This is a genomic window from Janthinobacterium sp. UMAB-56 (assembly GCF_900095265.1).
Taxonomy (GTDB): Bacteria; Pseudomonadota; Gammaproteobacteria; order Burkholderiales; family Burkholderiaceae_D; genus Janthinobacterium.
The window spans coordinates 143,033-155,276 of record NZ_LT607663.1 but is presented as its reverse complement, the minus strand read 5'-3'; the positions used below and the strand labels follow the sequence as shown (position 1 = coordinate 155,276).

The 12,244-nt window shown below is 59.2% G+C and carries 15 protein-coding genes; 7 read left to right on the top strand and 8 right to left on the bottom strand.

The genetic code is table 11. The annotated features are described in order from the left end of the window. Positions 1–10: 10 nt before the first annotated feature. The 7 genes from K0F85_RS20955 (at position 11) to rsgA (ending at position 5,439) form a co-directional block, all read left to right on the top strand. Entirely contained in the window at positions 11–397 is a 387-nt protein-coding gene (locus tag K0F85_RS20955; RefSeq protein WP_219117866.1) for a DUF350 domain-containing protein, read from the top strand. Positions 398–428: 31 nt separating this feature from the next. Further along, positions 429–1,475 (top strand): SPFH domain-containing protein, encoded by a 1,047-nt coding sequence (locus tag K0F85_RS20950; protein ID WP_219117865.1) that lies wholly within the window; start codon positions 429–431, stop codon positions 1,473–1,475. A gap of 10 nt (positions 1,476–1,485) precedes the next feature. Continuing rightward, the gene (locus K0F85_RS20945; protein ID WP_219117864.1) at positions 1,486–2,949 is read left to right on the top strand and encodes a DUF4178 domain-containing protein; all 1,464 of its coding nucleotides are present in this window, start codon (positions 1,486–1,488) and stop codon (positions 2,947–2,949) included. Further along, positions 2,946–3,116 (top strand): hypothetical protein, encoded by a 171-nt coding sequence (locus tag K0F85_RS20940; RefSeq protein WP_219117863.1) that lies wholly within the window; start codon positions 2,946–2,948, stop codon positions 3,114–3,116. Before K0F85_RS20945 ends, K0F85_RS20940 begins: the two co-directional genes overlap by 4 nt. Positions 3,117–3,118: 2 nt before the next feature. Beyond that, positions 3,119–3,490: an adenosylmethionine decarboxylase gene (gene speD, locus K0F85_RS20935; protein WP_219117862.1), complete on the top strand. Its 372-nt coding sequence runs from the start codon at positions 3,119–3,121 to the stop codon at positions 3,488–3,490. Positions 3,491–3,554: 64 nt separating this feature from the next. Then, positions 3,555–4,109 (top strand): hypothetical protein, encoded by a 555-nt coding sequence (locus tag K0F85_RS20930; protein ID WP_219117861.1) that lies wholly within the window; start codon positions 3,555–3,557, stop codon positions 4,107–4,109. 265 nt (positions 4,110–4,374) lie between these two features. Further along, complete coding sequence (gene rsgA, locus K0F85_RS20925; protein ID WP_219117860.1) at positions 4,375–5,439, top strand: ribosome small subunit-dependent GTPase A; 1,065 nt, start codon at positions 4,375–4,377, stop codon at positions 5,437–5,439. A 75-nt stretch (positions 5,440–5,514) separates the two neighbouring features. Here rsgA and K0F85_RS20920 read toward each other — a convergent pair whose 3' ends face one another. The 8 genes from K0F85_RS20920 to atpB all read right to left on the bottom strand — a co-directional run bounded on the left by K0F85_RS20920 (position 5,515) and on the right by atpB (position 12,194). Continuing rightward, on the bottom strand, positions 5,515–5,934 hold the full coding sequence (locus K0F85_RS20920; protein ID WP_065307860.1) for a F0F1 ATP synthase subunit epsilon: 420 nt from the start codon (positions 5,932–5,934) through the stop codon (positions 5,515–5,517). A 62-nt stretch (positions 5,935–5,996) separates the two neighbouring features. Continuing rightward, the gene (gene atpD, locus K0F85_RS20915) at positions 5,997–7,397 is read right to left on the bottom strand and encodes a F0F1 ATP synthase subunit beta (RefSeq protein WP_010393778.1); all 1,401 of its coding nucleotides are present in this window, start codon (positions 7,395–7,397) and stop codon (positions 5,997–5,999) included. Positions 7,398–7,426: 29 nt separating this feature from the next. Then, entirely contained in the window at positions 7,427–8,302 is an 876-nt protein-coding gene (gene atpG, locus K0F85_RS20910) for a F0F1 ATP synthase subunit gamma (protein ID WP_219117859.1), read from the bottom strand. Positions 8,303–8,364: 62 nt separating this feature from the next. Next, complete coding sequence (gene atpA / locus K0F85_RS20905) at positions 8,365–9,906, bottom strand: F0F1 ATP synthase subunit alpha (RefSeq protein WP_077398373.1); 1,542 nt, start codon at positions 9,904–9,906, stop codon at positions 8,365–8,367. A gap of 78 nt (positions 9,907–9,984) precedes the next feature. Beyond that, positions 9,985–10,530, bottom strand: a complete 546-nt coding sequence (locus tag K0F85_RS20900) for a F0F1 ATP synthase subunit delta (RefSeq protein WP_010393786.1) — start codon at positions 10,528–10,530, stop codon at positions 9,985–9,987. A 2-nt stretch (positions 10,531–10,532) separates the two neighbouring features. After that, positions 10,533–11,003, bottom strand: a complete 471-nt coding sequence (locus K0F85_RS20895; RefSeq protein ID WP_034752697.1) for a F0F1 ATP synthase subunit B — start codon at positions 11,001–11,003, stop codon at positions 10,533–10,535. A 43-nt stretch (positions 11,004–11,046) separates the two neighbouring features. Further along, positions 11,047–11,325: a F0F1 ATP synthase subunit C gene (gene atpE, locus K0F85_RS20890; protein ID WP_071080009.1), complete on the bottom strand. Its 279-nt coding sequence runs from the start codon at positions 11,323–11,325 to the stop codon at positions 11,047–11,049. 59 nt (positions 11,326–11,384) lie between these two features. After that, a complete protein-coding gene (atpB, locus tag K0F85_RS20885; RefSeq protein WP_219117858.1) occupies positions 11,385–12,194 on the bottom strand; it encodes a F0F1 ATP synthase subunit A in 810 nt (269 codons plus the stop codon). Positions 12,195–12,244 lie beyond the last annotated feature (50 nt).

Below are 12,244 nucleotides of genomic sequence, written 5' to 3'. Positions count from 1 at the left end.
GAGGAAAGCCGTGCCCGCCATCCTAAACTATCTGATCCATCTTATACTGGCCGCCACGCTGCTGATTGCCTTTTTTATCATCTACACGCGCGTCACGCCGTATGACGAAGTACTGCTGATCCGCCAGGGCAACCAGGCGGCGGCCCTGTCGCTGGGCGGCGCGCTGCTGGGCTTTTCCGCCACGATCGCCTCGTCCCTGATGCACACGGCCGACTACCAGCAATTCTTCGCCTGGGCCTTCGGCGCCATGGTGGTGCAATTGCTCGCCTATGTAGTCACCACGCGATTGCTGCGCATGTCGAAGGACCAGATCGAATCGAACAACAGCGCCTTCGGCGGCTTGCTGGCCGCCATTTCCCTGTCGATCGGCGCCATCAACGCCGCCTGCATTTCCTGACACCGCTTTATCTTATTCAAGGATATCCATCATGAGCCTCGGCAGCTTTATCAAGAAGCAGTTTATCGACGTACTGCAATGGAACGAAGAGACGGAAGGCGTGCTGGCCTGGCGTTTTCCCATGCAGGATTTCGAAATCCAGAACGGCGCCATCCTGAATGTGCGCGAATCGCAGGTCGCCGTCTTCGTCAATGAAGGCAAGATCGCCGACGTCTTCGGTCCCGGCACGCACAAGCTGACGACGCAGACCTTGCCCTTGCTGACCAACCTGAAAAACTGGGACAAGCTGTTCGACTCGCCCTTCAAGTCGGACGTGTACTACTTCAGCACCCGCGTGCAGACTGGCCGCAAGTGGGGCACGCCGCAGCCGATCACCATCCGCGACAAGGATTTCGACATGATCCGCGTGCGCGCCTTCGGCATGTACTCGTACCGCATCGCCGACGCCCGCACCTTCTTTACCGAGATCAGCGGCACGCGCGAAGTCTACACGCGCGACGAGGTGGAAGATCAATTGCGCGGCATTTTGATGTCGAGCATGGCCAGTTCGCTGGGTGGCGCAAATGTCCCCTTCCTCGACATGGCCGCCAACCAGGCGCTGATGGCGCAGGAAGTCAAGGATGGCCTGGCGCAGGCCTTCGCCCGCTATGGCGTGGGCCTCGATGAATTCAACGTGGCCAGCATCAGCCTGCCCGAGCAATTGCAGGCGGCGCTAGACGAGCGCATTTCCGCCGGCATGAAGGGCGGCCTGGGCGCCGACAAGATGAGCGGCTATACGAAATTCCAGGTGGCCAACGCGATCCCGCTGGCGGCGCAGAACGAAGGCGGCATGGCCGGCATCGGCGCCGGTCTCGGTGCCGGGCTGTCGATAGGCCAGGTGATGGCGCAAAGCATGGGCGGAGCGCTACAGCAGCCGGCACCTGTCCCGGCCGCACCGCCTGCGGCGCCGCCGGCTCCCGTGGAAGAACCGATCGAGGCGCGCCTGGAAAAACTCAAGGGCTTGCTCGACAAGGGCCTCATTTCGCCAGCCGACTACGACGGCGCCAAGGCTGAACTGCTGAAAAAACTGATCGGTTAAGCGCGACTGCATGCAAACTGTTTCCTGTCCCAGCTGCGGCGCGGAAGTGCGTTTCCGCTCGCACGCTTCCGTGCTCGCCGTGTGCGAGTACTGCCACAGCACCATCCTCAAGGACGCCGATTCCGTCAAGGAAGTGGGCAAGATGTCGGCCGTCCTGGAAGACTATACACCGATCCAGATCGGCACGGCAGGCGTGCACGACGGCCTGCACTTCACCGTCGTCGGCCGCATCCAGCAGCGCTATAGCGCCGGCACGTGGAACGAGTGGTATCTGCTGTTCGACGACGCCAGCACGGCGTGGCTGGGCGATTCGTCCGGCCTGTACACCCTGACGCGCGAGCGCAGCACGCAAGACGCCCTGCCCGTCTTTGACGCGCTGGCGCCGGGCAAGCGCTATACGATCTGCGGCGAGCCCTACACGGCGGCCGAGATCCGCACCGCCGAATGCATCGCCGGCCAGGGAGAATTGCCCTTCAAGGTGGGCGCCGGCTGGCGCATCCAGGTGGCGGACTTGCGCAACTACGCCAGCTTTGTCACGCTCGACTACACGGACGGTCCGCAGCCCGTCGTCTACCGTGGCGTCGCCGTCACCCTGGACAGTTTGAAATGCCAGCTGCTGCGCGACGACGACGCCATCGCCAAGAGTGCCGGCAAGTACCGCGGCAAGGTCGATGCACTCGATTGCCCATCCTGCGGCAGCGGCATCGGCTATGTGCCCGGCGCGGCGGCGCAGCTGGTGTGTCCCGCCTGCCACGCGCAGCTCGACGCCAGCGGCCCGGAAGCGCAGGTGCTGGCCATCGGCAAGCAGGTGCACGACAACGCCGACATCACATTGGAACTGGGCGCCAGCGCGAAGATCAGCAATGTGGATTTCACGGTCATCGGCATGCTGCGCCGCGCCGACGATGAAGGCAGCGAATGGAATGAATACCTGCTGTATAACGCGCGCGCCGGTTTCTTCTGGCTGGTGGAGACGGACGACGGCTGGTCCCGCTCCAACGTGCTGCCGAACTGGCCCACCTGGCCATCCATGGATGCCGAGCGCTGCACGCTCGATGGCGCCACCTACCGCAAACTGTATGACTACGGCTCGCAGGTCGTGTACGCGGCAGGCGCCTTCAACTGGAAGGTGGCCGTCGGCGACAGCACGCGCGTCTATGAATTCGAGCAGGGACAAACAAAACTGGCGGCGGAAATCACTGGCGAAGAAATGACCTGGTCGCGCTCCGTGCCCGTCGCCTATGACCAGATGGCCGCCTGGTTCGGCACCGCCTTCCATGGCGGTGCCAAGACACAGAATATCCAGCTGAGTCACTGTGGCATTGCCAAGGTCTTCATCGTCATCGTGCTGGTCTTGAATGCGATCCCGATGTTCGTCTCGTTCTCCAGCACCTTGATGTGGAGTTTGCTGGGCTGCCTGGCGCTGTTCCTGCCGGCCGTTTTTCTCGACAAGAATGCAAAGAATCCCCCATGAGTAAATACGTGATCTATGCCCTGATGGTGACGTTTTCCGTCACGGCCGCCAACTGGGTGCGCATGTTCAAGGTGGCTGGCAGCAGCGGCGGCAGCAGCTGGAGTTCGCGCACGGGCAGCGGCGGCGGCAGCTATGGCGGCGGCTCCAGCGGCGGCAGCCACAAATAAGCATGGCATCCACAGCGCATCTGCCCCTGGGCACCCATCTGCTGGCCGACCTGTCCGGCATCGCGCCGGAACGCCTGCGCGATAGCGCGGCGCTCGAGCACCTGCTGCGCGACGCGGCCATCATGGCTGGCGCGCAGGTGCTGCACAGCCATTTCCACAGCTTTGGCGCCGGCCTGGGCGTCACGGGCGTGGTGCTGCTGGCCGAATCGCACATTTCCATCCACACCTGGCCGGAATGCGGCTTTGCCGCCATTGACATCTTCATGTGCGGCGCGGCGCGGCCGCAGTTGGCGCTCGACATCGTCAAGGATGCCCTGCAGGCGGTGCATTGCCAGTTGCAATCCGTGCGCCGCGCGCCGCCCCAGCATTCCTAGCGTCGCTGGTGGATCGCGTGGGGATCGCTTACACTGTCGCCTGATCCCCCAAACCGTGACTCCCATGCGCCGTTCCGCCCTCCTTGCCTTGCCCCTGCTGCTGCTGGTTTCCGCCTGCGACGACTACACGGCGCCCAGCCTGTACCAGGCCACCACGCCCGAGTGCAAGACGTGGACGGAAGGTTCGCGTTTCGCGCTGCCGCGCGGTATCAGCATTTACGCCACGCCGCCTGTCACCCTGAAGGAAGGCGGCACTGAACTGGCGCTGATCTTTACCTTGCCGGTCGGTACGCAAGCCAGTTTCACGCGCCTGTCGTTCCTGCTGGAAGAACCGAAAAAGCCGCCCTTCGCGGCAGCCAAGATACTCACCATTTACCAGCGCGGCATGAATCAGAAGGCAGAGATCGTCGACGTCATCGAGCAGCTGCCCATCATGTTTGCCGCCGTCGGCAGCAGCAAGGAAACCCAATGGCGCTTGCGCCTGCAACTGCCGCGCCAGCTGCCGCAGCGTTTCGATCTATCGATGCCCGACATGCTCGTCGGCGGCAAGCGCTACCCGGTGCGCACCTTTACGTACCGCTATTTTCCCGAGCGCAGCGCCTACGGCATGTGCAGCTGAGGTTGACGCCGGCGCACGCCGCTGGCACACTGGCGTTTTACATCACACAACAGGAGTAGACAACATGCGCCATTCGGATACTGCCGTGCTGTCGGCTGCCTGATCACTGTCCTGCCCTGAACCTGGCCGGGCCAGGTTTTTCTTCATACGCGTGATTGCGTAGCCGACATTCCCCTTCTTTCGTGCCAGTCATAGCGACTGGCGGTGCCTGCACGCGCAGGCTACACGTCCGCACGCGGACGACAGAATTTGGAATCACGCTACCATGATCGCATTCGATTTTGCGCAACTACGCCTTATCGGGCTGCAGCAGGCTATCGCCGGCGCAGCCACCCAACTCGACACCCTCTCCCCTGCTGCGCAGCTGATGCGCGTGAGCGCCGTCCACCGCGACAGCATCCTCGTGCACGACGGCATCCTGGAACACCAGGCACAGATCATGCCGCCTCTGCTGCACGAACTGCTGGCGCTGGATAACATCCTCACGGTCGGCGACTGGATCGCCGCCGAACACGATCTTCACGGCACCCTGTGGATAAGGGCGCACTTATCCCCGGCCACGCAGATCGCCCGGCGCGGCAATGACGGCCGGCGCCAGGTACTCGCCAGCAATGTCGATACGGCACTGCTGGTGATGGGACTGGACGCGGACTTCAACCCGCGCCGCCTGGAGCGTTACCTGGCCATCGTGCTGGCAAGCCAGGTCAGCCCCGTGGTGGTGCTGAGCAAGGCCGACGTGGCCGACGACGTGGGCGGCAAGCTGACCCAGCTGAAACTGCGCCTGCCGCGGCACGTGCCGCTGTTTGCCGTCGATACGCGCCATGCCTATGACGTGGCCATCCTGGAGCCCTGGCTGGGCGCAGGGCAGACCCTGGTGCTGCTCGGCTCATCGGGCGCCGGCAAGTCCAGCCTGACCAATACCCTGTGCGCGGCGGATCAACCGACCAACGGCGTGCGCCATGGCGATGGACGCGGCCGGCACACGACGACGGCGCGTTCCTTGCACCTGTGCTCCAGCGGCGCCTGCATCATCGATACGCCGGGCCTGCGCAGCTGGCGCGCGGATGCCGATGCGGACACCCTGGCGGCCACCTTTGACGACATCGCGGCACTCGCCTCGACATGCAAGTTCCGCGATTGCCGGCACACCAGCGAACCCGGTTGCCAGGTGCGCGGCGCCATCGATGCGGACCGCCTGCGCAACTATCACAAGCTGCTGCGCGACGCCCAGCGCATCGAAGTGACGCCGCTCGAGCGCATCGCCGCGCGTGCCAAGTGGAAAACGATATTGAAGGCGGGGCTGGAAAGGGGCAAGGACAAGCGCCGTTAATTTAGACTGCAGTTAGTTTTGCTGAAAAAAAAGGCAGCCCGCAGGCTGCCTTTTGTCTTGCTGCGTGCGCGCAGATTAATGCTTGCGCAGCTTCTGGATCGCTGCCAGCTGCGCAATCGCGCTGGCCAGCTCGGCTTGCGCTTGCGCGTAGTCGATGCCCGAATCCTTGTTGTGGATATTTTCTTCCGCCAACTTCTTCGCTTCCAGCGCTTTCGCTTCATCCAGGTCGTGACCGCGGATCGCGGTATCGGCCAGGACGGTCACGGTATCCGGTTGCACTTCCAGCAGGCCGCCGGCGACGAAGACGAACTCTTCTTCAGCCTGGCCGACTACCTTGATGCGGACCGCGCCCGGACGGATGCGGGTAATCAAAGGCGTGTGGCGTGGGTAGATACCCAGCTCGCCCTGTTCACCCGGCAACGCGACGAATTCTGCTTCGCCTGAAAAAATCAGTTCTTCAGCGGAAACCACGTCAACGTGAATTGTGTGTGCCATGTGTGTCCTATCGGGTTGAAGAACCCCGCCTTGTAAGGGGCGGGGTTAGGCCCAGACTTAACTTAGTTAAGTTTCTTGGCTTTTTCGATTGCTTCTTCGATCGTGCCGACCATGTAGAACGCTTGTTCCGGCAGGTGATCGAGTTCGCCCGAAGCGATCATTTTGAAGCCCTTGATCGTGTCTTTGAGCGAAACGTATTTACCAGGCGCGCCGGTAAAGACTTCAGCGACGTGGAAAGGCTGCGACAGGAAACGCTGCATCTTACGTGCACGGGCGACCAGCAGTTTGTCTTCCGGTGCCAGCTCGTCCATACCCAGAATCGCGATAATGTCGCGCAATTCCTTGTAGCGTTGCAGGGTCGTTTGCACGGCACGCGCGGTGTCATAGTGCTCTTGACCAACGATCAACGGGTCCAGCTGACGCGAGGTCGAATCCAGTGGGTCCACGGCTGGGTAGATACCCAGGGAAGCGATGTCACGCGACAGCGCAACGGTCGAATCCAAGTGAGCAAACGTGGTAGCAGGCGACGGATCGGTGTAATCATCGGCAGGAACGTAGACGGCCTGGATCGAGGTGATCGAACCGGTCTTGGTCGACGTGATACGCTCTTGCAGACGGCCCATTTCTTCAGCCAGGGTCGGTTGGTAACCCACAGCCGACGGCATACGGCCCAGCAGTGCCGATACTTCGGTACCAGCCAGCGTAAAGCGGTAGATGTTGTCGACGAAGAACAGAACGTCCTTGCCTTCATCACGGAACGATTCAGCGATCGTCAGGCCGGTCAGCGCAACGCGCAGACGGTTACCTGGCGGTTCATTCATCTGACCGTAGACCATCGCAACTTTGGAGTTCTCTGGATTTTCCAGATCGACCACTTTCGCGTCAGCCATCTCGTGGTAGAAGTCGTTACCTTCGCGCGTACGCTCACCCACACCGGCGAACACGGACACGCCGCTGTGCGCTTTAGCGATGTTGTTAATCAGTTCCATCATGTTGACGGTCTTGCCTACGCCAGCGCCGCCGAACAGACCAACTTTACCGCCTTTTGCAAACGGGCAAACCAGGTCGATCACCTTGATGCCGGTTTCCAGCAGTTCTTGCGATGGCGACAGTTCGTCGTATGCAGGAGCGGTGCGGTGGATCGACGCGACTTGCTCGTGCGACACTGGGCCGCATTCGTCAATCGGGTTACCCAGCACGTCCATGATGCGACCCAGGGTTGCTTTACCGACTGGCACCATGATAGGTTTGCCGGTATTTTGAATCATCATGCCGCGACGCAGGCCATCGGACGAGCCGAGTGCAATGGTACGGACAATGCCGTCGCCCAACTGCTGTTGTACTTCCAGGGTCAGTTCCGAGCCTGCCATCTTCAAGGCATCAAATACCTTAGGCATCGCGTTGCGGGGAAACTCAACGTCCACCACAGCGCCGATACACTGAACGATTTTGCCATCAGCCATGTTCGTTCCTTCAATATAGTTAAATTCGTTTAAACCGCAGCCGCACCGGCGACGATTTCGGAGAGTTCTTTGGTAATCGCAGCTTGGCGGGTCTTGTTGTAGATCAGCTTCAGTTCGCCGATCACACTACCCGCGTTGTCGCTTGCAGCTTTCATCGCGACCATCCGTGCCGATTGCTCGGACGCCAGATTCTCCGCGACTGCCTGGTACACCAGCGCTTCTACATAGCGCTCCAGCAATTCGTCGATCACGCTTTGCGCATCCGGCTCGTAGATGTAATCCCACTTGTGGGCGCCCTTGTCGGCGACCATCTTGTCGGCCGTCAGGGGCAGCAATTGCTCCACGACTGGTTCCTGTTTCATCGTGTTGATGAATTTGGTGTAGCACAGGTAGACTGCATCGATCTTGCCTGCCTGGAACTCTTCGAGCATGACCTTGACGGGTCCGATCAATTTGTCCAGGTGGGGCGTATCACCGGTTTGAATGGCGTGCGCGATGATCTTGACGCCGATGCGATTCAAAAAACCCAAACCCTTGTTACCGATGGCAACTGCTTCAATCCGGTTGCCAGCTGCTTCCAGCTCGCGCGACTTCGACGTCACCTGGCGCAGGATGTTGGTGTTCATGCCGCCGCACAGACCCTTGTCGGTCGTGACAACGATGAAACCCACTGCCTTCGCTTGCGTACCCTGGGCAACTGCCAGGAACGGGTGCGTGTATTCCGGATTGGCGGTCGCCAGATTGGCGGCGATATTCCGAATCTTGTCACTGTAGGGACGGGCGGCCCGCATCCGGTCTTGCGCCTTGCGCATTTTGGACGCGGCGACCATTTCCATCGCCTTGGTGATCTTCTTCGTATTCTCTACGCTCTTGATCTTGCCTCGTATCTCTTTGCTTGATGCCATGAGTCCTTACTCCTTCTGCGCGTAGGGCGGCGCCTCACTCGAGGCGGGCGCCGCCTGGCCGCTTAATATGCGCCGGATTTCTTGAAATCAGCAATGGCCGCCGACAGAGTTGCTTCGCTGTCTTTGTCGAGTTGCTTGGTTTCTTCGATCTTGGCCAGCAGAGCAGCTTGCTTGGTCTTCATGTAAGCGTGGACACCAGCTTCGAACGACAGCACTTGCTTGACTGGCACGTCGTCCATGAAGCCTTTGTTCACCGAGAACAGCGATACGGCCATCAGCGAGATCGACAGTGGCGAGTACTGGGCTTGCTTGAGCAATTCCGTCACGCGGGCACCACGGTCCAGCTGCTTGCGGGTCGATTCATCCAGGTCGGACGCGAACTGCGCAAACGCGGCCAATTCACGGTACTGCGCCAAGTCGGTACGGATACCGCCGGACAGGTTTTTGATGACCTTGGTCTGGGCGGCGCCACCGACGCGCGATACGGAAATACCGGCGTTAATTGCAGGACGGATACCGGCGTTGAACAGCGAGGTTTCCAGGAAGATCTGACCGTCGGTAATCGAAATCACGTTGGTCGGAACGAAGGCGGACACGTCGCCAGCTTGCGTTTCAATGATCGGCAGTGCTGTCAGGGAACCGGTCTTGCCTTTGACGGCGCCGTCGGTGAACTTCTCGACGTAGTCGGCGTTCACGCGTGCTGCGCGTTCCAGCAGGCGGCTGTGCAGGTAGAACACGTCGCCTGGGTACGCTTCGCGACCTGGTGGACGGCGCAGCAGCAGCGAGATTTGACGATATGCAACAGCTTGTTTGGACAGATCATCGTAGACGATCAGTGCATCTTCACCGCGGTCACGGAAGTATTCGCCCATGGCGCAACCGGAGTACGGCGAGATATATTGCATGGCGGCCGATTCCGAAGCGGAAGCGGCGACAACGATGGTGTATTCCATCGCGCCGTGCTGTTCCAGCGAGCGCACGATGTTCTTGATCGACGAGGCTTTTTGGCCAATCGCGACGTAGATACATTTCATGCCCTGGCCTTTTTGATTGATGATCGCATCAATCGCTACAGCCGACTTACCGGTTTGACGGTCGCCGATGATCAGTTCGCGCTGGCCGCGGCCAACTGGAACCATCGCATCGATCGACTTCAAGCCGGTTTGCATTGGTTGCGAAACGGACTCACGGGCGATCACGCCCGGAGCGATTTTTTCAATCGCGGCCGTCAGTTTCGTGTCGATGGCGCCTTTGCCGTCGATTGGCTGACCCAGCGCGTTGACAACGCGGCCGAGCAGCTCAGGACCGACTGGCACTTCCAGAATGCGGCCGGTGCATTTCACCGTGTCGCCTTCGGAGATGTGCTCGTAGGCACCCAGAATCACGGAACCGACGGAGTCGCGTTCCAGATTCATTGCCAGGCCAAACGTGTTGCCTGGGAATTCCAGCATCTCGCCTTGCATCACGTCCGACAAACCGTGGATGCGGCAGATACCGTCGGCGACGGAAATAACCGTGCCTTGATTACGCACTTCAGCGCCGCCGTCAAGACCTTGGATCCGGCTCTTGATCAACTCGCTGATTTCAGATGGGTTGAGTTGCATACTAACTCCTAAAAGTGTTTCTCTCAGCTTGCGCGAGGGGTAAGGGTCTGTCTAAGCTGGCCTGCCGAAGCGCGTGTCTTACGACACCAGTGCAGCGTGCAGTTGCTGCAGCTTGGCGCGCACCGAGGTGTCGAGCACTTGGTCGCCAACAACCACGCGCACGCCGCCGAGCAGCGATGGATCCACTGTGACGGCAGGGTTGAGCTTACGACTGAATTTCTTTTCCAGCGTTGCGACCAGCTCGGCCGTTTGGCCTTCGCTCAGATCGAAAGCGCTCGTGATCTCGGCGTCAGCCGCACCTTCCAGACCATTTTTCAAGGTATGGAATTGCGCGCCGATTTCCGGCAGCAGGCTGATGCGGCCATTTTCGATCAACAAGGTGACGAAGTTTTTCACTTCTTCATTGAGCGGCGATTTCAACAACGACAGGATGGTGGCGGCGACGTCGCTTTCCGAAACTTTCGGATTGCGCGCGTACGCCTGTACCTCGGGGTGGCTACCGATCTGTGCCAGTTCGGACACCAGTTCGGACCACGCCGCGAGGTTGCTTGACTCCTTACCAGCTTGGGCTACGCGGAACAAAGCTTCCGCGTAGGGACGGGCGACGGTTGCGAGTTCTGCCATGATTACAGCTCGACAGCAAGACGCTGCAACATTTCGGCGTGAGCCGTAGCGTTAACTTCACGCTTCAAGATCTGCTCGGCACCCTTGACAGCCAGGTCAGCCACCTGAGCGCGCAATTGTTCGCGTGCTTTCGACAGTTGCTGTTCGGCGTCCGACTGGGCTTGCGCAATGATACGCGCAGCTTCAGCTTGTGCATTTTGCTTGATCTCTTCAGCAACCAGCTGCGCGCGCTTTTCAGCGTCCGCAACGCGTTGCGACGCTTCTTCACGTGCACTGTTCAATGCCTCTTGCGCACGCTTTTCAGCGACAGCCATCGAAGCCTGACCTTGATCGGCCGCAGCCAATCCATCCGCGATTCGTTTGGCACGCTCATCCAGCGCATTGTTCAGCGCTGGAAATACGAACTTCATCGAGAACCAGACCAACACCGCGAAGGTGATCATCTGGCCGATGAGCGACATATTGATGTCCATACCTTTGCTCCTAACTAAAAGTTTCTCCTAGGGTTGGAGCGAATTACTGAGCAACAGCCGTCAGAGCGGACAGGAACGGGTTAGCGAACGTGTACAGCAGAGCGATACCAACGCCGATCATCGAGATAGCATCCAGCAGACCAGCGATAACGAACAGTTTGGTTTGCAGTTGTGGCATCAGTTCTGGTTGACGTGCCGAAGCTTCCAGGAATTTGCCACCCAAAATAGCGAAGCCCAGAGCGGTGCCGATTGCGGCCAGGCCGATGATGATTGCTGCTGCCAGAACGGTCATGCTTTGTACTTGTGCGATCAGAGCTTGCATAAAATTCTCCTAAATTTAAAAACGAAAGATACTAAAAAAACAAAATATAAAGTTAATGATTAATGTTTCTCAACCGCAAGGCTCAGATACACAACCGTCAACGCCATAAACACAAAAGCTTGCAAAGTTACAATCAAGATATGGAAAATTGCCCATGGACCACCCAACGCCCACTGTGCCCACCAAGGCAACAACGCGATCAAGATGAAAATCAGCTCGCCGGCATACATATTGCCGAACAGTCGCAGCGACAGGGAGATCAGTTTTGCAACCAACTCAACCATTTGCAGCAAGAAATTAACTGGTGCCAACAAGATCGTGCCGATGATGCCACTTGCATGGAAAGGCGCGGTAAACAATTCCTTGATCCAGCCGCCCAGGCCCTTGGCCTTGACGGAAAACGCGATAATGCACAGAACGACCGAGAACGACATCGCAAAAGTATGGTTCACGTCGGCGGTTGGCACTACGCGCAGCTTGTGCACGCCAAACCAGCTCAACACTGTCGGCAGCAGGTCAACCGGCAAGAAGTCCATTGCGTTCAACAACCAGACCCACACGAAAATCGTGATGGCCAGCGGCGCGATGATCTTGCTTTTTGCGTGGAAGGCCCCATTAATAGTCTCATTGACCATTTCCATGACCATTTCGACGAAATTTTGCAGTTTGCCAGGAACACCGGCCGTCGCGCGGCGCGAAGCCATGTAGAAAACGGCAAGGAAAACAAAGCCCATGATGGCAGACACCCAGAATGTGTCCAGGTTGAAGGCGCCATCGGCGCTTTTCAAGTGGGCCAAATGGTGGCTGATGTATTCTGTGGCGTTGGCCGGGGCAGCATGGCCCGCTTCAATAGCGTGTTCTGTGGTCATAATGAATTTAGATTTGTCGTTTCAGAGCACAACAGGCCCCAAAACCAATG

Bases quoted from the DNA above. Each gene is read 5' to 3' on its own strand.
- rsgA (WP_219117860.1), top strand. From the start codon at position 4,375: ATGATCGCATTCGATTTTGCGCAACTACGCCTTATCGGGCTGCAGCAG.
- K0F85_RS20900 (WP_010393786.1), bottom strand. From the start codon at position 10,530: ATGGCAGAACTCGCAACCGTCGCCCGTCCCTACGCGGAAGCTTTGTTC.
- K0F85_RS20945 (WP_219117864.1), top strand. From the start codon at position 1,486: ATGCAAACTGTTTCCTGTCCCAGCTGCGGCGCGGAAGTGCGTTTCCGC.
- atpE (WP_071080009.1), bottom strand. From the start codon at position 11,325: ATGCAAGCTCTGATCGCACAAGTACAAAGCATGACCGTTCTGGCAGCA.
- atpD (WP_010393778.1), bottom strand. From the start codon at position 7,397: ATGGCTGATGGCAAAATCGTTCAGTGTATCGGCGCTGTGGTGGACGTT.
- K0F85_RS20930 (WP_219117861.1), top strand. From the start codon at position 3,555: ATGCGCCGTTCCGCCCTCCTTGCCTTGCCCCTGCTGCTGCTGGTTTCC.
- K0F85_RS20920 (WP_065307860.1), bottom strand. From the start codon at position 5,934: ATGGCACACACAATTCACGTTGACGTGGTTTCCGCTGAAGAACTGATT.
- K0F85_RS20940 (WP_219117863.1), top strand. From the start codon at position 2,946: ATGAGTAAATACGTGATCTATGCCCTGATGGTGACGTTTTCCGTCACG.
- speD (WP_219117862.1), top strand. From the start codon at position 3,119: ATGGCATCCACAGCGCATCTGCCCCTGGGCACCCATCTGCTGGCCGAC.
- K0F85_RS20895 (WP_034752697.1), bottom strand. From the start codon at position 11,003: ATGGACATCAATATGTCGCTCATCGGCCAGATGATCACCTTCGCGGTG.
- atpB (WP_219117858.1), bottom strand. From the start codon at position 12,194: ATGACCACAGAACACGCTATTGAAGCGGGCCATGCTGCCCCGGCCAAC.
- K0F85_RS20950 (WP_219117865.1), top strand. From the start codon at position 429: ATGAGCCTCGGCAGCTTTATCAAGAAGCAGTTTATCGACGTACTGCAA.
- atpG (WP_219117859.1), bottom strand. From the start codon at position 8,302: ATGGCATCAAGCAAAGAGATACGAGGCAAGATCAAGAGCGTAGAGAAT.
- atpA (WP_077398373.1), bottom strand. From the start codon at position 9,906: ATGCAACTCAACCCATCTGAAATCAGCGAGTTGATCAAGAGCCGGATC.